The following is a 22,497-nucleotide window of genomic DNA, read 5'->3' as shown; positions in this document are numbered from 1 at the left end:
CGTCTTATGCTCGCTTTATTGGTTTCAAGAAGAGCTTGTTCTATCCACTCAATCTGAATGGCGTCGACAACAGATTCATAATTGTCGGCATCTTCAATGGTCTCGTGTGCCATTGCTAATTCTTGTTCAAGCATAAAAAAATCCCCATCAACGTTGTTGATGGGGATTATCTGCTAACTGCAAGATCGTTCAAGTCTTCTTAAACGATCGGCATTAATCATAAAAATGGCCTTTACACAGAATTTTTTGCAGTCTCAACCCTACAGATCAAACGTTCAGTTAGTCGATGGGATGGGATGGGCTCACCGCTCTTTATTTAAGCAGCATTCACTGATGATGTGACCTTTTGCTTTTGTTCAAAAAACTCTTCATGTAATGCACAAATGGCCTCTTGATACTTATCGTCGCTCACAACAAATTGTACATTCACGTTTCTCATCGACGAATGTAACGCAATGGGCGTAACACTATTGCTCATCAAAGCCAATATGCCATTCGCTAGCGTTTTATTGGTGTCAATTTGAGAGCCGATCGCCGAAATGATAGCGACCATACGTCCCGAAATAGATGCTTTCGGATATCGCTTCTCTGCCTTATAAAACACCTTATTTAAACTTTCTGAACTGCCGCCTAGATAATACGTAATAGAGTTAGCATTCATCTCTTTTCCGATAAGGTTAACTCTCGCATCCGCGATAATTTCCATTAGTTCATAACTGACGTTATCAGCCTTACCGACCATCCCCTGATCAAATACATGCAATGCATATACTTTCTGCTTTCCAGCAATAATCTCTATCTGATTGGTGTCTGGGCGGTAATCTGAAGAAATCAGTGTACCTTCATGCTCTGGTTCAAAAGTGTTCTTTATTTGTAGTTCGATTCCACTCTCGCGCAACCCTGCTGCGGCATTAGAATGAATAGCTTCCATACCAAGGTTTGCTAACTGATCGGCAACATCATAATTAGTCGCTCCAATTGGTTTAACAGAGCTAACCCCAACCACTTTTGGATCGGCCGAACTAAAGTGATACTCCTTATGAATAATAGCTAGTGATGCCTTAGTCATAGTCGCGATACGGCTAAACGTCATCTCACTGTAACCACGATCATAAGTATGCATCAAACCTTCTTTACAATAGGCATAACCCGTCACTATAGGTAGCTCTTCAGCCACATTTATGTCTGAAAAAGCATCTCTGATGGTATCGTCCAAACTCTGAGGAGTCTTGTTATCCCAACCAGAAAGGTCAACAAAGGTTGAATTAATACCAATATTTTTCAATTTAAGAGCCGTATTATACGCACTATGTGACTCGCCAATTGAAGAAAGAAACTCGCGGATCTGAGGCAAGTAATGCCTCAATGAAAACTGACCGTATTGACACGTTTCAAGGATATTTGTAATACAGTTCTTCGCTTCTGAAATACGCGACCGGATGAACTTATCAGCACGCGCACGATTCATAGGATCTGCAAAAATATGCTCGTTGATCAACAACATACGGCTTTCAATGTAAGATAACGCTTCTTCCCAAGAATCATCACGCATTGCGATCAATTGATAAACACCTGGCTTGCCTGTTTTTTTGCACTCCAAAAGTGCATCTGTCATCCCGCTATAAGCAGACACAACAAAAATTCGATTGTACGGGTTTTTCGGGCGGAGAATAATATTGTCGAGCACAGCATCAAATGCTGTCATGGATGTACCGCCGATTTTTTCTACGGTAAATGTCATAAAAGACCTTAGTTATAGAGAAGCAATAAAGACTAGATAAATGGAAATTGGGGTGAGATTTCACCCCAGAAAAAGTCGGTTAATCAACCAGAGGATAAACGCCGTTTTCATCGTGAACTTCAGCGCCAGTAATTGGCGGATTGAATACACACGCCATAACCATTTCTTTGTTTTTATACGCACGTAAATAGTGTTCATCGTGCTTATCAAGGATATAAAGCGTCCCAGGTTTGATGGGATAAGTCTCACCACCAACCACTTCAATTTCGCCTTCACCACTCATGCAATATACTGATTCTAAATGGTTTTGGTAATGAATATGTGTTTCCGTCGCTTCATAAATTGTCGTGATATGAAATGAAAAACCCATGTTGTCATCTTTCAACAACATGCGAGTACTTTCCCAATTATCCGAAACAATACGTCTTTCGCTATTGCGACATTCATCAAGTGTTCTAACAATCATTTTGCTGTCCCTATTACGATACTTTTTTGAAATACTTAGTTGCTACAATTTCTACTGAATCTTCGAAGATGGTTAAACCTTGCATCAGTTCCGATTCAGATATCGTCAGTGGGCAAAAGAACTTAACTATTTCATCGTTAGGGCCAGCTGTTTCAATGACCATACCGTTTTCAAAACACGTTTTGGCAATTTCGTCAGCCGTGTTTCCATCTTTACATTCAATGCCAATCATCATTCCACGTCCCTTGCGTTGAACGAATAGCTCTGGGAAACGCTTGATATTGCGTTGAATGACATCATCGACCATGCTTGAGCTACGTTGAATATGATTTTCAAAATCATCATTTGACCAATACATTTCTAACGCTTTCGTAGCGGTAACGAACGCATGGTTATTACCACGGAAGGTGCCGTTGTGTTCTCCCGGCTGCCATTTGTCTAATTCAGGCTTTAATAAAACGACGGCCATCGGTAAGCCATAACCACTTATCGACTTAGACAGCGTGACTATATCTGGCTTGATACCTGATGGTTCAAAGCTAAAGAACGTACCCGTTCGACCACAACCCGCTTGGATATCATCGACAATGACTAAGATATCGTGAGCTTTACAAATTTTACTCAAACGCTGTAGCCACTCATTTGAAGCGACATTCAATCCACCTTCACCTTGAACCGTTTCCAATAAGACGGCTGCTGGCTTATCCATACCGGCAGAATTATCAGCTAACATCGTTTCGAACAATTTTAATCCATCAATGCCAGCGTAACCCTCAAATGGCAAACGCGTAACGTTGTTAAGGTTTGAGCCCGCGCCTTGTCTATGATGTTGGTTACCCGTAGCAGCCAGTGCACCTGCAGTACAACCATGAAAACCATTGGTAAACGCTACAATGCTACTTCGGCCTTTCACTTTTTTAGCCAATTTAATCGCGGCTTCAACGGCATTAGTTCCTGTTGGGCCTGTAAATTGAACTTTATAATTGAGATCTCTTGGTTCTAGAATTAAGCGAGTAAGCGCTTCTAAAAATTCAGCTTTGGCTTCTGAATGCATATCTAAACCGTGCGTAATCCCATCCATTTCAATGTAATCAAGCAAGGCTTGCTTAAGTATTGGATTGTTGTGACCGTAATTGAGAGATCCTGCTCCAGCAAGAAAATCGATGTAACGATCACCTTGTTTCGTTTCAAGCCAGCAACCTTTTGATTTACTAAAAGTAACTGGAAAACTATTCGAGTATGAACGTACGTTAGATTCCTGCTTTTTAAAAATATCCATGATAATGCCGTTATTTAATTCCTATAAGTGTTTGATTATTTAAGGAGGATTCGATAGAGGTATTCGGTATCGTGCTGCCCGTTAAAGTGAAGATTTTCATCTAAGAAAGTAGTCACTTTCCCGGTGTTACCGTTTTTTTCGTCCAGCTTTTTGAACAATGCCCAAGACGCTTGGTTTGATTCAGTGATAGTCGTTTCTATCGCTTCAATGCTCTTTAGGCCCTCTCGTTTAAGTAAGGTGTTCAGCATCTTGTAGGCTAAAGCATTGCCTCTAAACTTAGGCGCCACCGCCACTTGCCAAATAAAGAGAACATTGGGCTCACTGGGTTTTTGGTAACTAGAAATAAAGCCAGCAAGGTCACCTTCATGCTCCACTAAAATACAAGTTTTACTAAAGTGAGTAGACTGCAAGAAATTGCAATATGAAGAGTTAGTATCTAATGGAGGGCACTCTGAAATTAATTGATAAATGTTGTTGCCATCCGAAACTTCTGGCTCACGAAAATTCCATTTTTCAATCATCTTTTCTACAACCTCTGGATACAATATCCAAGGCGCTGATGTAATCATACCGAGACATTTCCTTTGAACTCTAATTAAATTCCTTTTAATTATGAGCATTTCCCATACACAAAGATCAACACATTAGCGCTAAAAATCAAATTTTAGCGACGAAGATCACACTTGCGCAAGTATTATATGTATTAAATAATACTTTGAGTTCTAATGTATTTATTGGGTCGGTATAAATTTGAGAGTCTTGAAGGGAATAGACGAAAGGAAATCGTTAGTGCAATTCATAAAATACAGCGTTCAAGTGCCTGAGTAGGAAGGATAGGAATCAGCAAAAATATCGACGACTCCAATACTGAATAAGGTAAACAGTGACGCTCTAAAAAGAGATGGCTTAGGCTCTAATATTGAAACGCAGATACCTAAAACAAAAAAACCTAGCGTGAGATAGCTAGGTTTTTCAAGTAAACATAAATTGGCAATCAATCAAAAGAAACAAATTCGAATCACTGAGTTAATCGCGAATTACTTCAGGGGATCATTATCAGGCAGAGCCTTGTGTATCCATAATGCTAAACGCTTCTTAATATTCGCGCCATCAAGCTTACTTTCAGGTAAAGGCGTGATCTGATTAACTCCAACAAGAAACAAGTACACAGCCTTAACTTTTATAGGTTGAGATGAGTGTGGCAAATCAAAGCCTTGTAACTTTGCCATTTTAGAACCGACTTCCAGAGCTTTCTTTAGCAATTTATCTTCATTAATGATCTTCGCGGTTTTCGACATATCATCTCCATCATCTTAATCGAATGAACACTGAGTATATCAAACCGAAAGACTCACAAGATTACTTCGCTCTCAGTTTGACGAGTCGCTTTGATAAATTGCAGGTTACGGACTCCAAATACGGAAAAGCCCAAAGTTGTTAGCTTTGGGCTTTTCTTCTAACTGCTGTGGTTAATTACGACAGAGTGATACGACAACCGAGTTTTACAGCGTGATATGCAGAATTGGAAAATCAATCAGGCATCACAACAATACCCATGGTTTCAAGCAACTGATCTTGTTGCCAAGCGACAATCTTAATCCCTGTCGTATCCACTTTACGAGGGTCTAACCCTTCTAATTCCGCATGACACAAGTTAGCCCCCTGCATACTGAATTGCCCCCATACATCTTCGGAGAACACGCCTCGGCTGAGATCAGACTCTTTCAGTGACGCACCGCCAAGGTAAGTCCCTATCCAGCGGTTTTCAAACAACTCACACTTTTCCAAGCAGGCCTGCTCCAAGTTGGCGTATGACAAGTTACAGCCCGTAATATACGCAGAGCAAAAGTACATCCTATTGCTTACTTGATTGGCAAAGTTAGCACGAGTAAAATTCGCTCCTTTTAAATCGCATTCACGCAGCTCAATCCCATAGCAATTCGCATTACTAAAGTTCGCCATCGCCAACTGGCAATTCTGGAAACTTGCGTCTCGTAAATCGGCAATATCAAAGTGGCACCCCTCAATATCGCCTTGTTCAATAAACTTACAGTTAATAAACGTTGCATCACGTAAGTTCGAACGTCTGAAATCACAACGGATAAACGTACAGGCCGTAAATGTAAGCTCTGATAGATCTTGCTGAGCAAAACTGTGCTGATGATAAGTGCTGTTATTAGTGTCCATTTAACCCCCTAAAGAAATCAAGCTAAGACTACCATTGTGATCTTAAGAAAACATCAAATTAAAAACCAACAAAAACAGCAACTTAAAACACCATAATTTGGCCATTTTAAGGCACCAAACGAGCCGTTTAAGGTTGTTATTTTCGTTTTATGGCATGCGCTTATCTTGAAAAAAGTTTTGTCGCTTAGAAGCGGGGGAGATTAAACACAACGAGAAGATCATCATATGTCAGCACAAACTTGATACAATAGCCTATATAGATACCTTCGCTTGATACTTGGTCTTTCGAAAACCTTAGCTTATATCGATAGGCTACAACTAAAAGATGATTTTTATTAGTAAAGTCAGAAAAATTGGGAGGCCAAGATCAAAAAATGGCCGCTTGATGCGACCATTTTATAACTCTTTAAACTTTTTCTTAGCTAGACAATTTAAAACTACGTTAGCTCTTGACGACGTTTGCAATGCCTTCAAGCTGTAGAACTGGAGCTGCGTCGATGTCTTCGGCGTTCATCATTGCAGACACACGTTGCATCGAAGAAAGCAGTAAGCTTTGCTCCCATGCTTCTAAATTTTGGAATTTTTTAACGAAGTTATCTTGTAGCGGTGGTGGCGCATTGTTAAGTAGCTCTTGACCTTTTTCAGTCAGATTTGCGTGTACTTTGCGGCGATCTGACGAGCTGCGAACACGTTGTACGTAGCCGTTCAATTCCAAGCGATCGATGATCGTCGTTGTCGTCGCTTGACTCACATTAGTTTGATTAGACAATTCTTTGATCGTCACATTACCCATCTCTTGGATTGCGCGCATTAAAATCAATTGAGGGCCCGTCAAACCATACTCTTTACTCAGCTTTTTCGAGTGTAAATCGATAGCGCGAATAATTTGGCGAATAGCGACCAAGATTTCGTCATGTTTATCCAAGATGCAGACCTTTGTACTAATATACTGTGAGTGACTTTACAGGGTCGTGGCGATGAGATTTTCCAAACTGAACAGCTTAGGATCGCTCGAATTACACTGTAAATTGATAATTTACTTCATTGATTTTTCCGCATTGTACTGATGTTAATACTATTCTCAATCTTTTCTATACCACTAAACTTGCGTGGTACGGCACTTTTGCTTAATGAAGGGGGAATCAAAGCTTCAATGACGGCAAAAATAATGAGTCAGAGAATACAAACTAAAAGAATAATATATTTTAATAATCATAGAGGTAGAGAGATTTAGCCCTCTCTACCTAATAAAAAACCAGCCTAAATTGCTAAGCTTAAAAACGAAATTTTACGCAGCGGTATTCATCTGAAAGTTACCAGTAAGCGCATTATAAAATTCACTGTTATCCAAAATACCGACCAGTTTATTGTCTTCCACCAGCAAAATCGGATGATTACTTAGCTGTTTCAGTTTAATCGCATCGCGCATGCCAATCTCTGGGCTTGCCACTACCACACTCGACGCGCTGATTGCCGTTAAATCGTCAGATTCGTTCCACTCAACAAGCGCTAAAGTTGATTCACCTTTTACAGATAAAGTACCTTCACTCTGCTCAATCCATAAGTCTTTAGAGTCACAGATCTTCCAACTTTCATCTTCTTGTTTCAAAGAATCCAGTGGCTGCATCAACGAACGACCTTTCAATACGTTCAACGGGTTAGTGTGTGCGACAAAATCTTTCACATATTCCGTTTTTGGTGTGAGTACGATCTCTTCAGGCTTACCATGTTGAATCAACTTGCCTGACTCCATGATCGCAATGTTATTACCAATCTTCAGCGCTTCGTCTAAATCATGACTCACGAACAGAATCGTTTTGTTAAGCTTGTTTTGCAATAGAATTAGCTCATCTTGCAACTGCGCACGAATCAGCGGATCAAGCGCTGAAAACGGTTCATCCATAAGAAGAATGTCGGTATCCATCGCAAAAGCACGCGCTAGGCCAACACGTTGCTGCATACCGCCAGAAAGCTCATGCGGATACTTGGTTTCCCACTCAGCCAAACCCACCATTTCAAGTTGTTCACGCGCTTTAGCACGACGAACATCTTTGGCGACACCTTGCATCTCTAGACCAAACGCCACGTTATCTAACACGTTTAACCAAGGCATTAGGGCAAATTTTTGGAACACCATAGAAACGCGGTGAGTACGAAGATGACGCAAGGTCGCTTCGTCGCACTGTTCACCTAAATCAACCAGCTTGTCTCCATCTTTGATCGCCAATGAGCCACGGCTGATCTCATTCAAGCCGTTAACTGCGCGAAGCAAAGATGATTTACCAGAACCAGACAAACCCATCAGCACACAAATCTCGCCTTCTTCAACGGTCAGCGACACATTATCTACGCCAACGACTTGGCCAGTCTCATCAATGATCTCTTGGCGAGTTTTACCTTGATCGAGCAACTCAAGCGCTTGCTTCGGCTTATCACCAAACACAACATCGAGATTCTTAATGGTAATCGCGTCCATTGTCTTTTTTTCCTGAGAGTTAGACATGATTATGCTTCCTTCTGGTTTGGTGTTTTGCACAAGCGATCAAGAATGATAGCGACTAATACAATCGCCAGCCCGGCTTCAAAACCTTGTGAGATGTTCACTGTGTTCAATGCGCGAACAACAGGTTTACCAAGCCCGTCAGCACCGACAAGAGCAGCGATAACCACCATCGAAAGCGACAACATAATACATTGAGTGACACCTGCCATAATACTTGGTAAAGCAGCCGGTAATTCGACCTTCATCAGCAATTTCATGCGGCTCGCACCAAACGCTTTACCCGCTTCAATCAACTCTTCAGGTACTTTGGTGACGCCTAAGTAAGTCAAACGAATTGGTGCGGCAATGGCGAAGATGATGGTCGAGATTAAGCCAGGAACGATGCCCAAGCCGAATAAAACCAAAGTCGGAATCAGATACACAAACGTTGGAACCGTCTGCATTAAATCAAGAATGGGTCTAAGCACCGTATATAACCAAGGGCGATGCGCGGCCATAATGCCAACTGGAACGCCAATTAATACGGAAATCGTTGTCGCTGCAAACACGAGGACAAAGGTTTCCAGCATTTCTTGCCAGTAGCCAAGGTTTAAAATAGTCAGCAAAGCTGCAACCACGAAAATCACAAGCGAGGGTTTACGGTGTAAATACCATGCAATCGCTGCGGTCATCACGATTGGTAAAGCCGGTGGCATCCACTTAAATACATCGACTAAAAACATAATGACGGTTTCTAGAAAAATCGAAATAGCGTCAAAGAATCCTGCTGCATTGATTGTTAGCCAATCAACACCCGCTTCCATCCATTGACCAACAGGGATTTTGTTTTCCGTAATAAAATTCACAATATTGCCTTTTATTATGGGTGGGCTACTTCAAACCAATAGACAATTGGCAAGCCCACCTTTTTTATTTATAGAGCTTTGATAAATAGATCGATAGGTAGGTAAAACTAAGCTTTAACTTGTTTTAGGTATTCAGTAACCGCTTGAGCCGCTGATTCACCTTTATGCGTTTTTACGTTCTCTAACCAAGCTTCAACTTGTTGAGGGTTATTGTTCAACCATTGTTGAGCCGCTTTCTCAGGCTTCACTTTTTGGTTAAGAATCTCTTCCATCAACTGGTTTTCCATCTCTAGAGTGAACTCTAGGTTTTGCAGAAGTTGACCGACGTTTGCACATTCAGACACGTAGTTTGAACGAACATTGGTGTAAACATTCGCGCCACCGTAGTTAGGGCCGAAGAAGTCGTCACCACCTGATAGGTATTCCATCTCAACATTGCTGTTCATTGGGTGCGGTGCCCAACCAAGGTAAACGATCCACTGGCTACGACGAGCAGCGCGAGATACTTGCGATACCATGCCCGCTTCACTTGATTCCACTAGGCTGAAATCTTTCAAGCCAAACGCGTCAGCATCAATCATTGATTGGATTAAGCGGTTGCCATCGTTACCCGGCTCAATACCGTAGATGCGGTCTTTAAATTTGTCGGCATGTTTTGCTAGGTCGGCGAAGCTTTTCACGCCAGAGTCGTACACGTATTTTGGTACGGCTAGTGTGTATTTCGCACCTTCAAGGTTGGCACGCACTGTCTCTACCGTTCCCGCTTCGCGGTACTTAGCGATGTCGCCTTCCATAGTTGGCATCCAGTTACCTAGGAATACGTCAATATCGCCGTTCGCCATTGAAGAGTAAGTAACAGGTACTGAAAGTAGGTCAGTTTTTGTTTTGTAGCCTAGGCCTTTCAGTAGCTCTGAAGTGACCGCCGTTGTTGCGGTAATGTCTGTCCAACCAACATCAGCGAAGCGTACGTTTTCACATTGTTGTGGTTCAATAGAAGCGTTAGCACCAAATGCAAATGCAAATGAACTGATGGCTAGTGCTGTTAACGTTTTCGTGGTCATGTTCTGAATATTTAGAGTCGTCATAATGGTTCCTTTTTATCTTTCCTTTTTCTGCTCGATATCAACACCGATAGAGAGCAGTTCTTCTGACTTTTGACTTTTGACTAATTTTTGTTGTTACTTTTTGCTTTTTCTATTTTTGAACTATTTTCTATTTTTGAACTAATAACAGAGGCTTACGCTTCTCTTACTGGTTTATTTATTCTTTGCTTCTCTTGCCACTCAGGTGCAATCCACACTGGAACGTCCTGCGCTTTGAGCATTGGCTTACCCAAAATCAAATCGGAAGCACGCTCGGCAACCATAATGGTCGGGGCGTTCAAATTACCGTTTGGAATGATTGGGAAAACCGATGAGTCGACAACACGTAAGCTGTCGATACCGCGAACGCGACACTCTTCATCAAGCACCGCCATTGGGTCGTTATCTGAACCCATTTTGCAGCCACATGAAGGGTGATATGCACTTTCAACGTTCTGCTTAACCCATTCGTCAATCGCTTCATCAGAAGTAATATTTAGACCCGGCTGAATCTCTTTGCCTCGGTACACATCCATCGCAGGTTGAGACAAAATCTCACGCGTCAGACGAATACAATCGCGCCAATCTTGGCGATCTTGTTCAGTCGAGATGTAGTTGAAAATGATCTCTGGCTTGGCATGCGGATCAGCAGAAGTGATCGCAACCGTACCGCGACTCTCTGGCTTGTTAGGCCCAACGTGTACTTGGAAACCGTGACCATCAAAGGCCGCTTGCCCGTCGTAACGCATCGCTGCTGGCAGGAAGTGATATTGAATGTTTGGCCACTTCAATCCTTTGCGAGAACGAATGAACGCGCACGATTCAAAGTGGTTAGTGGCACCAAGGCCTTTGCGAGTCAGAATCCACTCTGCGCCAATCATGCCTTTGCTGACTAAACCAAGCTTGCTGTTGAGCGTGATGGGTTCGTTACAGTGATATTGGAAGTACACTTCCAAGTGGTCTTGTAGGTTTTCACCGACGCCACTGAGTTCGTGTTTAAGCTCAACACCCGCCTTCTCAAGTACCGCTTTCGGGCCGATACCAGAAAGTTGCAGCAGTTGAACCGAGCCAATAGAACCCGCAGAAGAGATCACTTCTTTGTTCGCCACGGCCACTTGGGTATTGCCTGACTTTTCAAACTCAACACCAACCGCTTTCAGGCCTGATTGACCTTCTGATGACTGGTCTTTTGCGACGAGTGCTTCAAGTAAGAAACGACGTGCCACGATGCCTTTTTTCAAGGTAAGATTTGAACGCTTCAATGCACGACGTAGATAAGCGTTAGAGGTTGAGGCTCTAACACCCTTGTCTACCGTCATATGCATGGTGCCAAAGCCTTCTTGCTGGTAGCCGTTGTAATCTTGTGTTTCTGGGTAACCGGCGTCTTTACCTGCATCAATGAATGCTTGGTAAAGCGGGTTGAGCTCCATATCGTTACCGTTACAAGTGCCGACAGGGCCATTGTCGCCACGATATTCGTCACCACCTTTATTCCATGATTCAGCACGGCGGAAGTAAGGCAAGCAAGCTTGGTAATTCCAACCGGCTGCGCCCTCTTCTTCCCATTGGTCAAAGTCACAAGCGTGGCCACGAACGTAAACCATGCCGTTGATCGATGAGCTGCCACCCAACACCTTGCCGCGTGGACAATGCAGTTCACGTCCATCAAGGCCCGGTTCTTGTTGGGTCTCAAATTGCCAAGCGTACTTTTCAGTATTCATCGGGTAAGAAAGCGCAGTCGGCATTTGGATAAAAATACTCTTATCCGTACCACCCGCTTCCAATAGTAAAACGCTATGTTCACCGCTTTCCGTTAGCCTATCCGCTAACACACAGCCGGCCGAACCCGCGCCGACGATAATATAATCGTAGCGTTGTTCCATGTTTTGATTTCCCTGAGATAAGTCAGTAGGGCTAGCTCTGTTAAGCTAACCCATAAAATTGAGTGTTACGCGTTAGGCATAAGGGCTGGCGTAGTCGCCAAGTTCAATAAGAATGCTCTTAGTCTGCGTATAGTGGAGTAGAGTCTCTGGCCCGTTTTCGCGGCCAACCCCTGAAAGTTTGTAGCCACCAACAGGCATTTCTGCAGGTGAGTCACCCCATGTATTAACCCAACAAATACCCGCCTGCATTTGATGAATAACACGGTGAGCGCGAGAAAGGTTTTGCGTGAACACACCAGCCGCAAGGCCGTATTTGGTATCGTTAGCACGACGAATCACATCGTCTTCATCGGTGAACTTCAACACTGACATAACAGGGCCGAAAATTTCTTGCTGAACGTGAGGCATGTCGTCATGGCAATCGGTGAATACCGTAGGAATAACAAAGTTGCCGTTTGCTAAGCCGTTGTCCGTCACTTGATAACCGCCAGTCAGCAGGGTTGCGCCCGACTGTTTAGCCAGCTCAATTGCTTCAAGGACTTTTGAAAGGTGTTCTTTAGAAATCAACGCGCCGATCTGAGTCTCCATATCCATTGGGTTACCAATGATTAGCTTCTCAGTGCGTGTTTTAAGTTGGTCGATAAATACGTCATAGATGTTTTCGTGTACATAAACACGAGTACCGTTAGTACATACTTCGCCTTGGGTGTAGAAATTAGCGACCATTGAAGCCGACACCGCATCGTCCAATTTCGCATCATCAAAGATGATCATTGGTGATTTACCGCCGAGCTCCATCGTTACAGACTTGAGTGTTTTAGCACTGTCTGACATTACCGCTTTGCCCGTACCGGTTTCGCCTGTGAACGACACTTTAGCGATGTCTGGGTGCGCCGTTAGCATTTGGCCGACACGGTAATCGCCCTGAACTACGTTAAACACACCATCAGGAAGGCCAGCTTCTGTGAAGATCTCAGCAAGTTTAAGTGCCGTTAGCGGCGTTTCTTCTGAAGGCTTGAAAATCATCGCGTTACCCGCAGCGAGTGCTGGAGCCGATTTCCACATTGCGATTTGGATAGGATAGTTCCACGCGCCAATGCCCGCACAGATACCTAGCGGTTCACGACGTGTGTAGAAAAATTGGGTGTCACTAAGAGGTTGTTGATCGCCTTGCAGCGTAGGTGCTAGCCCTGCGAAGTACTCAATAACGTCGGCGCCAGAAGCCACATCGACTTCGATCGCTTCTTGTAATGGCTTGCCCGTATCGACAACCTCAAGGTTCGCAAGGTCATTATTTCGAGCTCTAAGTATCTCTACCGCCTTTAAAAGAATGCGGCTGCGTTCTACGGCTGTCATTGCTGACCATACCGCAAACCCGCGCTTCGCCGATTCAATCGCATTTTCGACGTCAGCTGAAGAAGCTTGGCCAAGCGTTGCGATAGGTTCGCCGTTTGCAGGGTTAATGCTGACGAAAGTTTCGCCTGAGGTAGCGTCAACCGCTTTACCATCGATGTATAACGAGTTCATTTCCATTTGATCTTCTGACTTAATTATTGTTGTTAGACTCTATCGGTCTATGTATTTGTGAATGCATATCGTTGTTGAGAGCGAGCCTTTTGAGCTCACTCACTAGAATTTTTGATGACTCATTAATCACGCTGACACGAGTAAAACGTAAGCTGCTTGTCTAAGTAGTCATTGATGATTGCACGAGCTTTGTCGGCGTTAATGCCTTCAGGATTGAGCGTCCCTCTCAGCCAGATGCCATCAATTAATGATGCGATGCCGTGTGCGATCAATTCCGCTTGATCAGGTTGAAAAAACGATTTTAATTCAATAAGTAAGTGAGAAATCAAACGCTTTTCATTCACGCGCTGAAGGCGCTTGAGTTGAGCGTCATGCATCGAATAAGACCAGAATGCGAGCCATGTTTTCGACACTTTATTTTCCGCTTGATAGCCTTCGAAATTACCGTTGATGATAGCGTTGATCCTTTGCTGGTGAGCATCAGCAGGGAGCGCTTTTAATTCTGTTGTTACGGTATTCGAAAGTTGGCGCAGTATTTCTCGCATGGTCTCTTCGAGCAGCCCATGCTTTCCACCAAAATAGTGATTAATAATGCCAGTGGAGACTCCCGCTTCTTTGCTGATCAACGCAATACTCGCGGCATGCAAACCCACTCGATCAATCACCGTCATGGTGGCTTGAACAAGCTGTGGTTTACGTATGTCAGGCATCCCAACCTTGGGCATTTCTTATTCCTTCTATTTTATATTGAACGTTCAGTTAAGTATAAAATGACAGAAATTTAATTAGGGTTCAAATGATTATTTAAAACAAATTCGTAACAACACACCATTCAAAATCAAATAAATTATTTTAAAACAATGCTTTAAATATCATTTAGATCACTAAATAAAATCATTAAAGATTTGAGGTATGATGGTTACGGGTCAAAAGTTTTGCTTAGGAAGAGCAAAAAATAAATCAGTAGGAATACGTGTAGACACTTTTTGGGGGGAAGTTAAAAGGTAGTATCAATGAGTCTTAATACTGAAATTTAAGATTAGGAAATCTGCACTCAACAAAGTAACGAATCAAGACATGAACAAAAAAAAGGCCGATAATGACAGAGCCATCACCAACCTTTGCGGAGTCGTTATTGTTACTTTCTTTGACTACTCAATACGAGTAATAAAACCGTACTTATCAGAGTCTGCTTTGGTCATCCAGTGTTCACCGGAAGCCGGGGCAGAATCTAAAGTGAAGATATAGAAGTCTATCCCTTTTTCTCCCATCACCTTTTTAAAATAGGTCGCTTGCTGACGATGACTCTCATTGGTGTATGGGAATTCTTTGGCCGTTTTATTCCCTTCAGCCCAACTATGCACACCCACCTGTTTATTCAGTTCAATGACCTTGGTAGTATCAGCGCGTTGCAATATGCGTGGGTTGCCAGCAGCAAATAGATCCGTACCACCCGAAAAAACCGAACCCGTTGGAGTCACAACCGTCGTCATCTTGTTGTTATTGATCATACGCCCGGTGTACATGTTGATTTCGTCATCAGCACTACCGCCAATATGGTTGGTAAACTTCAACGTCATCTCACTGCCTCGGTATAACTTCACGATATCAAAAAGCTGAGAATAGGTTGATGCGCCTAGAGTGGAAGTAATCCGTTCAACAGCGCCAGTCTCGTTGAGCACATCGCGGTAAAAAGCGTTGAAGGCAAACGATGTGGTAATGGTGACTTTATTACCATTTTTGGATTTACTCAGAATCGTCGAACCTAGGCTCGTCACGTATTGCGACAACTCGTTTTGGTATTCAAGATTAACGGAGACTTTTTTATCCTTCGTCATTGCTTTTATTGACGTAGTATCACTAGAAGTAAAGCGTTGTGCTGCATCACAATCAAATAGATCCAAGCCCTTGCTCTCTGTATAAATACCACAACTATCAAACCCAGCTTCAGGAAAGTACAGATCAACACTTTGACCTAAGCCATCCAAAAGCCTAATCACTTTTTGCTTATCACTAATGTCTTCAGCAAACTGAATTTTTTCATACAAAATACCATCGTAAGAGAGCTTCATAGCCTCTTCTTGGAGCTCTTGCCTCTCTTGATACAACTCACCAAGTTTAGCTGAAGAAAATACGTAGTCAGCCTTCGGTTCCTTTTGCGAAATGGTGGTTGATTGTCCCGTGTTTGAACTTGAATTACAGCCAGCCAAGAGAGCCAAAGGTAACGCTAGCAACGTATTTCGATAGTACTTCATACCATTATTCCCCAAAATTTTGATTGGAGAAATTCTATTGGTTAACAATTAAATTATCTGTCGTAACTATGTAATGGAATGTATTTCATCTATATCCTCGCCCCCCTTCCTTGCTAAAAACACTCACTTCAGAGTGCAAACCAACTCATAAGACCAGTTACACGAGCTTACATTCAGCCACTCTAAAATTATATATAATGCTAACAAATCATCAACAAGCCACATGGAAAGCCACTTCAGTAGTGTCAGGCAATTAAAAATATCAATAAAGGTAGACAATGAAGCGTTCACTATCTTGGACCATTATTTATCCAATCATAGGAATAGCACTTGCTTGTATTTTACTATTCTCTTTAATATCGACCGTTATCCTTGAAGATTTCGTTCAAAAAGTGTCGGTTGAAAATGCAAAGAACTACGTGACTACATTTCATAGTATTCGTAACTATTACTCATCAAATGTCATACAGAAAGTTGTTGATAGTCAAGAACTCGTGGCAACAGCCCAGCACCAATCCTTAGAGAACACTATTCCGGTTCCTGCTACCTTCTTAATCGAAATGCTTGATAAATCTGATAAAGATCTCACCATCACGACCTCGTTTACCAGCCCTTATCCTTTTAAAAACCGTCAAGGTAGGCTTTTTGACGAATTTCAACAACGGGCGTGGGTAGCGATTAACAAGAAACCAGATGAGTTCTACGTCGAGTTTGTACAAGAGCAAGACAGAACCCGAGTACGCGTCGCTCGGGCAGACCGCCTCAATGACCAAACTTGTGTAAACTGCCACAATAGCCACCCCGACTCGCCTAAACACGATTGGGAACTCAACGATGTACGAGGGATTCTCGAGGTAAATACAGTTGTAGATGAATGGCTAACATATGGAAAGATGATCAATCAATCTTTGATGTCTATTAGCATAATCAGCTTTATGACGGTGATGTTTATTAACTTTGCCATCGCTCGTCGAGTATCGACTCCGTTAAAAAACATCACTCGCTCTCTTAGTTTATTGGCACAAGGCAAAGAAGAAAGTGCGTCTTTACCACCAGCAAAATATTACGAGATAACAGAACTACAAAGTGCTTTTTCTAGCCTTTATGATAAAGAACAGCAACGCAGAGCATTAACAAAAGAAATCGAAACACTGGCTTACTATGATTCGCTCACTAAGTTGCCGAACCGTCTTGGGTTTTTGCGTTCGCTTGATGAGTTGCTTAATAAACACAAAGAAAAAAATGAACGCATCACCGTGTTAATCATTGATATTAAGCGTTTTAGAGATATCAACAATACACTCGGCTATAAAGCTGGGGACACAATCTTGCTTCATCTAGCCAACCGCTTATCCGCATGCGCAACCATGGTTGATTTTAACCTAGCTCGATTGGATGAAAATAAGTTCTGTATCGCAGTGCCTGCGAAAGAACACAATGGCGATCAAGGTTCTGATGCTTTTTTTGCTATGTTGATTGATGTGGTTTCAAATGAAATTATCATTGATGAGAACAAGATAAAACTAGTGGCTAACCTTGGTGCAACCTGCAGTTCAAATGGCGCACAAAGCAGTTCTGAAATGCTCATTCAAGCGAACATCGCTCTATATGTATCCAAGGAAAAAGGCGATGACATTACGGTTAAGCATCAACCTGAACTGTCAAATGCTGCGTTGCGACGTATAACGTTAATCAAAGAGATAAACAATGCGATTGAAAACAGAGAATTTATTCCTTATTACCAACCTCAATTTTGCTTAAAGACCAATCGTATCATTGGTGCCGAAGCGCTCATGCGTTGGAAAAAGCCAAATGGAGACCTCGTAAGGCCTGACCTTTTTATAGAACTGGCAGAGCAATCCCATTTAATCATTCCAATGGGGGCTCATATTTTCGAACAAGCTACCACTGATTGCCAACAGTGGCAGAATCATAAAGCGCTTGCAGGTGTAAAGGTTGCCGTTAATATTTCGAGCATTCAGTTTTCGGAACAGAACATTTTAGATCTGACACAACTAACCTTAGAAAAAACTGGCCTTTCTCCGAGTTTACTGGAATTAGAAGTAACAGAAAGTGCCATGTTGGGTGATGTGTCGAAGGTCGTGGCTGTATTGAATGACTTAAAGAAGTTAAACATTGAAATAGCGTTAGATGATTTCGGTACTGGTTATTCATCTCTTAGCTATTTGAAGCTACTCCCTATAGATCGACTGAAAATAGATCGAGAGTTTGTAAAGGACTTACTTAGCAACACCGATGACCAAGCTATCTTGAGCATGATTTGTAAGCTAGCAACCGAACTCTCACTCAATGTACTTGCTGAAGGCATTGAAGAAAAAGAGCAACTTGAATTTTTAGGCCGAGCAGGGTGTCACGAAGTACAAGGCTTCTATTTCGCAAAACCAATGCCACTAGACGATTTTGTTCTGTTTGCCAAAAATCATAACTCGGAACTCATAAATACGCATGCTTAGGTTCAAACCGTAGGCCTTAATTTTTGAGTTAAAATCCAATTAAGTTCCAACCAGCCATGAAACCTCTTTAAAAAGATGCTTCATGGCTGGCTCTTCTGTTATTAAACTAAAAACTCGACATTAGAGCTCTCATTTCCGGCCTTCTTCGCTAACAGACTAAAACACCACCTCTAACCTACTGAAAAACCCAAGCAAAAATTACAAATCGGCATTGAACTAGCATGGAAAGTGTTTAATCATTCACATCAGGAATTTCTTCGTGACGCATTTGTGATGAATATGCAACAGTAGGAGCTGCCAAAATTAAACGCACTCACGTAATTTCAATAAATTAAACGCACAACAAGGCTGATAACGGAATGACAAAACCTAAAATGATCATCGTTGAAGACGATTTAAAACTTCAGCAAATGCTAAAGGATTACTTTGTAGCACAAGACTTTGAGGTCACCGCGTTAGACGATGGCAGTGATGCTGTGCAAACCATCCTTGACGATCAACCTGATATCGTGTTGTTGGATTTAATGCTTCCTGTAACCGATGGGCTGACAATTTGCCGACAGACTCGTACGCTCTTTAAGGGTAAAATTTTAATGCTCACCGCCAGCGATGATGATTTTGATCACGTTGCAGGTTTAGAGACAGGTGCTGATGACTATGTCACCAAGCCAATCAAACCAAGAGTTCTACTGGCAAGGGTCCGCTCGCTATTACGCCGTCAAGAAACCAATACACCTCTGGTTGATGATTCAAGTAGCCTTCAGTTTGGTCAACTTACGCTGAAAAACACCTATAAAAAGTGCGAGCTTTCAGATGTAGTTTTATCACTGACAGACAGTGAATTTGACCTACTTTGGCTGTTAGCATCCAACCCTGATACCCCGCTGTCACGTGATTACTTAACTCAAACGCTGCGTGGGATCGAGTACGACGGGATCGACCGGACGATTGACAACAAAGTAGTACGTTTGCGAAAAATACTTGGTGACGACAAAGCACCAGCAGAGAAAATTCAAACCATTCGCGGAAAAGGTTACTTATTTGTTTCGACCGCATGGCATTAACCGCGCTCAGTACGGGCGCAATGAAAGAGAGCGATTATGCGACGTATCTATTTGGAGTCCCTACTAGGGCTGTTAACTTGCTTTATTGTTGGTCTTCTCGCCTACGAAATTTGTGTCTATCAGCTCAATACCGACTATGAATATATATTGCAAGATTACGAAGCAACGGCCCACCAACAGCTCCTAGAAAACATAGCGAATAATCAGGGCCTCGAAGCCGCTCATCAAGCCATAAATCAGTTTGTTGACACCTCCCGCTATACCCTCGTCACATTCAAATCGAATGATGAAGTACCGACTCCAGTTTCTGAGTTCTTTACTGCTAACCCCAACGTATTTATTTTTCACGACGACTATCGGGAGTTATGGTTTCGCTTAGCTAACAGTAAAAACATCTATCATTACCTGCCCAACGACGACACGCTCGTTCGACAAAAAATAGAGCTCGAAGATGACCTCATTTGGGTATTCTTTATCGCGAGCTTCATCGTATATGGCCTGGGTCATCTGTTGATTATTTTCCGCAGAGTTAAGAAGCTTGAAAATGCCACATTACGCTTCTCTGAAGGCGACCTCTCTTCGCGAGCTGAAACATCAGGCGGCAGTGCAATTGGAACTCTGAATAAATCCTTTAATCTGATGGCCGACCGAATCCATAGCTTAATCGAGAGTAATCGTTCACTTACCAATGCGGTAGCTCATGAACTGCGAACTCCGATATTTAGAATTCAATGGCAGGCTGAAATGCTCAAAGACACGCCACTCAACGAGGGGCAGCAAGATACTATCGAGAGCATTGTTGAAGACACAGAAGAGATGGAAAAAATGGTCGATGAGTTACTATATTACGCAAAACTCGACAGTTGTGATCTAGAGAACTTGCAACAGCCATTAGAGATAAGAGACTTTCTCGATCATGCAATGAGCCGTTGGAACAAAGAGACTGAGTTTAACATTGATCTATCACTACCAGAACAACCTCATTTGATATTAGCAGATGATACGCTGCTCAATCGCGCGTTAGATAACCTAGTACGTAACGCGATGAAATTCGCACGTTCACAAATTTCGATAGAAGCAAGCGTGCACCACGATATGCTACAAATCGCCGTGCATGACGACGGTGACGGCGTAGCAAAAGAGCACCGTTCTCGCCTATTCGAACCTTTTTATGTTGGAGATAAAGCGCGTAACAAAGCCAAGAGTGGCCATGGTCTAGGGCTTTCTATCGTCAAGAAGATCTGTGTTCAACACGGTGCAACAGTACAAGTCGCACAAAGCAATACTTTAAAGGGCGCCGTATTCACTATAGCCTTTCCACTGTGTAACGATTCGACTGACAAACTCATACAGTAACGACCAATCATCTCTGGAATAATGTTCAACATCAGCTGGAGGGGACCACATATCCCCTTCAAACCATACAACACTCGTTCACCCTTACTGACGTGAGCTGAATTTTATCTCTGGAGAAACACATGAAAAAACTACTGATCATCGCGGCACTATCGCTAGTAGCAACAGGTTGCGCTCAACAAACTTTCGTAATGGCCCCTCAAGAGAGCGAAGCAACAACACCAACAACTGAAAAGTCACACCACTTTTTCATCAACGGTCTAGCGCAGAAAAAGCAAATTGATGCAGCTAAAGTATGTAACGGTATCGACAACGTTGCTAAAGTTGAAGTTCAAGAGACATTCGTGAATGGTTTACTAGCAGCCGTGACTTTTGGTATTTATACACCACGAGAAGCACGCGTTTACTGCAAAGCTTAACTCGTCGTTATTTGTCCACGAACCAACTGACGACACCAAAAGTTTGGTCTTGGAAGCTTCTACCTGACATTCAATACTTTCGCTGGTGCTCAAGGACTGAGCATAGAATACCGTCATATTGACTGTAAATACGGGGGCTGGTGCTAACATCTCCCCGTTTATTCCTCCTAAAATGCAAACATGCAATATCTCATCCCACTCAAAGCCTCATCCAAGTCCACAACCACCAAACCTGTGTTTGCTCGGTTTAACATCCAACTCTCCTTGTCATGATTAGAATCAGCGTACTGCTTTGCTTTCAACAAACACCGCAACAAATACTACAATAGAATAAATACAATGTTTGTTATGTTTTATTTTCCATTAGTTAGATAAACCCGACCTCACTTCAACCTTAAAAAACATCGTTTTATTTAGCAAATTTAACCTTTTGTCAATATGTGAATTTTATTTATAAAGAATATAACCAACAAATATGACCTTACCTCTTGATAAATCAAGGACTACAGATAGTCACTTTATCAATGAAAAAATAGGTTTCATTTGTGAGGGTTTTATAAATCATTCGTCAGCGATACCGTGACTTACATCACAGGATGAGTAAACAAGGTATTATCATGAAAAAATCAGTATTAGCACTCGGCTTAATCGGTTTAGTTTCACTTCCAACTTTTGCAGCAAGCACAAATGGTGGCGCGTATGTAGGTGGTGGACTTAGTGTCTATCAAGACTCCGATACAGATGGTCACGGTAATTTAGATTCAGATGGTATGGGTTATAACCTATACGGTGGTTACCAATTCAACCGTATTGTTGGCGTAGAGCTTGGCTACAACGATTATGCAGATTACAAAAATGGCGCAGAAAAACTCTCGCCAACCTCTATTTCTGCATCAGCGAATATCGGTTATACGTTTGACAACACTATTCGTCCATTCGTGTTGGCTGGTTTAAGCTCTGTTGACCTTCACGCGAATCAAGCGGCAAACTATGGGGACGACAGCGGTACTGGCTTCCACTTTGGCGTAGGTGTTGAATACACGCCGATTGAACACTTAACACTTCGCCTTATTTCACAAGCTGACGCGGTGAGTGTTGATGACTATTCCTATCAGGGTTCTCTCAAAAACGATGACCACACACTAGCGTTCAACAGTGTTAGCTTCGGTGGTTCATACAACTTCTAATGTGCTCCTCACGGCCACGTTGTAAGTAAATAACTCAAATTCACTTTGCTACTCTGCCCTATGATAAGGCAGCACAGTAAAGTGAATTTTTGTATCTATACACCCTATCGAGTCATTTCACTTTAGCCGGTTATCACTCACCATCACTTCTCGATCTTTATGCGTTGATATTAGAGCTTTCTTGATAGGGAGACTAAAATAAAGAGATAAGATACGCAGGAAAAAAGAC

Annotated in this window: 19 protein-coding genes and 1 pseudogene; 5 read left to right on the top strand and 15 right to left on the bottom strand. The window is 42.4% G+C overall.

Going from position 1 to position 22,497, the window contains the following annotated elements:
* The 15 genes and pseudogenes from AB4513_RS20735 to AB4513_RS20665 form a co-directional block, all read right to left on the bottom strand.
* Positions 1–134 (bottom strand): annotated as a pseudogene (locus tag AB4513_RS20735) (IS4 family transposase); the annotation flags it as partial.
* 182 nt (positions 135–316) lie between these two features.
* Positions 317–1,741, bottom strand: coding sequence for an aspartate kinase (locus tag AB4513_RS20730; RefSeq protein WP_009845968.1), 1,425 nt, complete (start codon positions 1,739–1,741; stop codon positions 317–319).
* A gap of 79 nt (positions 1,742–1,820) precedes the next feature.
* Positions 1,821–2,207 (bottom strand): ectoine synthase, encoded by a 387-nt coding sequence (locus AB4513_RS20725; RefSeq protein WP_009845969.1) that lies wholly within the window; start codon positions 2,205–2,207, stop codon positions 1,821–1,823.
* Positions 2,208–2,220: 13 nt separating this feature from the next.
* A complete protein-coding gene (gene ectB / locus AB4513_RS20720) occupies positions 2,221–3,486 on the bottom strand; it encodes a diaminobutyrate--2-oxoglutarate transaminase (RefSeq protein WP_009845970.1) in 1,266 nt (421 codons plus the stop codon).
* A gap of 35 nt (positions 3,487–3,521) precedes the next feature.
* Positions 3,522–4,055: a diaminobutyrate acetyltransferase gene (gene ectA / locus AB4513_RS20715; protein ID WP_009845971.1), complete on the bottom strand. Its 534-nt coding sequence runs from the start codon at positions 4,053–4,055 to the stop codon at positions 3,522–3,524.
* Positions 4,056–4,523: 468 nt separating this feature from the next.
* On the bottom strand, positions 4,524–4,784 hold the full coding sequence (locus AB4513_RS20710; RefSeq protein WP_009845972.1) for a DUF5062 family protein: 261 nt from the start codon (positions 4,782–4,784) through the stop codon (positions 4,524–4,526).
* Positions 4,785–5,016: 232 nt separating this feature from the next.
* The gene (locus tag AB4513_RS20705) at positions 5,017–5,673 is read right to left on the bottom strand and encodes a Qnr family pentapeptide repeat protein (protein WP_009845973.1); all 657 of its coding nucleotides are present in this window, start codon (positions 5,671–5,673) and stop codon (positions 5,017–5,019) included.
* 442 nt (positions 5,674–6,115) lie between these two features.
* On the bottom strand, positions 6,116–6,598 hold the full coding sequence (locus AB4513_RS20700; protein ID WP_009845974.1) for a MarR family winged helix-turn-helix transcriptional regulator: 483 nt from the start codon (positions 6,596–6,598) through the stop codon (positions 6,116–6,118).
* Between the two features lie 363 nt (positions 6,599–6,961).
* A complete protein-coding gene (gene choV, locus AB4513_RS20695; protein WP_009845975.1) occupies positions 6,962–8,176 on the bottom strand; it encodes a choline ABC transporter ATP-binding protein in 1,215 nt (404 codons plus the stop codon).
* A gap of 2 nt (positions 8,177–8,178) precedes the next feature.
* Positions 8,179–9,021, bottom strand: coding sequence for a choline ABC transporter permease subunit (choW, locus tag AB4513_RS20690; RefSeq protein WP_009845976.1), 843 nt, complete (start codon positions 9,019–9,021; stop codon positions 8,179–8,181).
* Positions 9,022–9,128: 107 nt separating this feature from the next.
* Complete coding sequence (locus tag AB4513_RS20685; RefSeq protein WP_009845977.1) at positions 9,129–10,106, bottom strand: choline ABC transporter substrate-binding protein; 978 nt, start codon at positions 10,104–10,106, stop codon at positions 9,129–9,131.
* A 152-nt stretch (positions 10,107–10,258) separates the two neighbouring features.
* Positions 10,259–11,986 carry a choline dehydrogenase gene (betA, locus tag AB4513_RS20680; RefSeq protein ID WP_009845978.1) on the bottom strand — a complete coding sequence of 576 codons (1,728 nt, stop codon included), beginning with the start codon at positions 11,984–11,986 and terminating at the stop codon, positions 10,259–10,261.
* 72 nt (positions 11,987–12,058) lie between these two features.
* Entirely contained in the window at positions 12,059–13,519 is a 1,461-nt protein-coding gene (gene betB, locus AB4513_RS20675; protein WP_009845979.1) for a betaine-aldehyde dehydrogenase, read from the bottom strand.
* A 116-nt stretch (positions 13,520–13,635) separates the two neighbouring features.
* Positions 13,636–14,238, bottom strand: a complete 603-nt coding sequence (betI, locus tag AB4513_RS20670) for a transcriptional regulator BetI (RefSeq protein ID WP_009845980.1) — start codon at positions 14,236–14,238, stop codon at positions 13,636–13,638.
* Between the two features lie 426 nt (positions 14,239–14,664).
* Positions 14,665–15,768 (bottom strand): hypothetical protein, encoded by a 1,104-nt coding sequence (locus AB4513_RS20665; RefSeq protein ID WP_009845981.1) that lies wholly within the window; start codon positions 15,766–15,768, stop codon positions 14,665–14,667.
* A 278-nt stretch (positions 15,769–16,046) separates the two neighbouring features.
* Here AB4513_RS20665 and AB4513_RS20660 point away from each other — a divergent pair, with 278 nt between their 5' ends.
* From AB4513_RS20660 to AB4513_RS20640, 5 genes are all read left to right on the top strand, one after another.
* Positions 16,047–18,242, top strand: coding sequence for an EAL domain-containing protein (locus AB4513_RS20660; protein WP_102257704.1), 2,196 nt, complete (start codon positions 16,047–16,049; stop codon positions 18,240–18,242).
* Positions 18,243–18,601: 359 nt separating this feature from the next.
* Positions 18,602–19,306 (top strand): response regulator transcription factor, encoded by a 705-nt coding sequence (locus AB4513_RS20655; protein WP_009845984.1) that lies wholly within the window; start codon positions 18,602–18,604, stop codon positions 19,304–19,306.
* Between the two features lie 36 nt (positions 19,307–19,342).
* Positions 19,343–20,662 (top strand): ATP-binding protein, encoded by a 1,320-nt coding sequence (locus AB4513_RS20650; protein WP_009845985.1) that lies wholly within the window; start codon positions 19,343–19,345, stop codon positions 20,660–20,662.
* Between the two features lie 122 nt (positions 20,663–20,784).
* Complete coding sequence (locus AB4513_RS20645) at positions 20,785–21,081, top strand: Bor family protein (RefSeq protein ID WP_009845986.1); 297 nt, start codon at positions 20,785–20,787, stop codon at positions 21,079–21,081.
* A 617-nt stretch (positions 21,082–21,698) separates the two neighbouring features.
* Complete coding sequence (locus AB4513_RS20640) at positions 21,699–22,268, top strand: porin family protein (protein ID WP_372071036.1); 570 nt, start codon at positions 21,699–21,701, stop codon at positions 22,266–22,268.
* The last annotated feature ends 229 nt before the right edge of the window (positions 22,269–22,497 follow it).

The sequence above is a fragment of the Vibrio sp. 10N.222.54.E6 genome, from assembly GCF_041473955.1.
Classification (GTDB): Bacteria; Pseudomonadota; Gammaproteobacteria; order Enterobacterales; family Vibrionaceae; genus Vibrio; species Vibrio tasmaniensis_A.
Note: the sequence above shows the minus strand (reverse complement) of the source record. Positions and strands in the feature narration are given on the sequence as shown.

Coding starts and splice junctions, on each gene's coding strand:
- betB (WP_009845979.1), bottom strand. CDS start 13,519: ATGGAAATGAACTCGTTATACATCGATGGTAAAGCGGTTGACGCTACC.
- AB4513_RS20730 (WP_009845968.1), bottom strand. CDS start 1,741: ATGACATTTACCGTAGAAAAAATCGGCGGTACATCCATGACAGCATTT.
- ectA (WP_009845971.1), bottom strand. CDS start 4,055: ATGATTACATCAGCGCCTTGGATATTGTATCCAGAGGTTGTAGAAAAG.
- AB4513_RS20710 (WP_009845972.1), bottom strand. CDS start 4,784: ATGTCGAAAACCGCGAAGATCATTAATGAAGATAAATTGCTAAAGAAA.
- choV (WP_009845975.1), bottom strand. CDS start 8,176: ATGTCTAACTCTCAGGAAAAAAAGACAATGGACGCGATTACCATTAAG.
- betA (WP_009845978.1), bottom strand. CDS start 11,986: ATGGAACAACGCTACGATTATATTATCGTCGGCGCGGGTTCGGCCGGC.
- AB4513_RS20660 (WP_102257704.1), top strand. CDS start 16,047: ATGAAGCGTTCACTATCTTGGACCATTATTTATCCAATCATAGGAATA.
- AB4513_RS20705 (WP_009845973.1), bottom strand. CDS start 5,673: ATGGACACTAATAACAGCACTTATCATCAGCACAGTTTTGCTCAGCAA.
- ectB (WP_009845970.1), bottom strand. CDS start 3,486: ATGGATATTTTTAAAAAGCAGGAATCTAACGTACGTTCATACTCGAAT.
- betI (WP_009845980.1), bottom strand. CDS start 14,238: ATGCCCAAGGTTGGGATGCCTGACATACGTAAACCACAGCTTGTTCAA.
- AB4513_RS20725 (WP_009845969.1), bottom strand. CDS start 2,207: ATGATTGTTAGAACACTTGATGAATGTCGCAATAGCGAAAGACGTATT.
- AB4513_RS20665 (WP_009845981.1), bottom strand. CDS start 15,768: ATGAAGTACTATCGAAATACGTTGCTAGCGTTACCTTTGGCTCTCTTG.
- AB4513_RS20645 (WP_009845986.1), top strand. CDS start 20,785: ATGAAAAAACTACTGATCATCGCGGCACTATCGCTAGTAGCAACAGGT.
- AB4513_RS20650 (WP_009845985.1), top strand. CDS start 19,343: ATGCGACGTATCTATTTGGAGTCCCTACTAGGGCTGTTAACTTGCTTT.
- AB4513_RS20640 (WP_372071036.1), top strand. CDS start 21,699: ATGAAAAAATCAGTATTAGCACTCGGCTTAATCGGTTTAGTTTCACTT.
- AB4513_RS20655 (WP_009845984.1), top strand. CDS start 18,602: ATGACAAAACCTAAAATGATCATCGTTGAAGACGATTTAAAACTTCAG.
- AB4513_RS20685 (WP_009845977.1), bottom strand. CDS start 10,106: ATGACGACTCTAAATATTCAGAACATGACCACGAAAACGTTAACAGCA.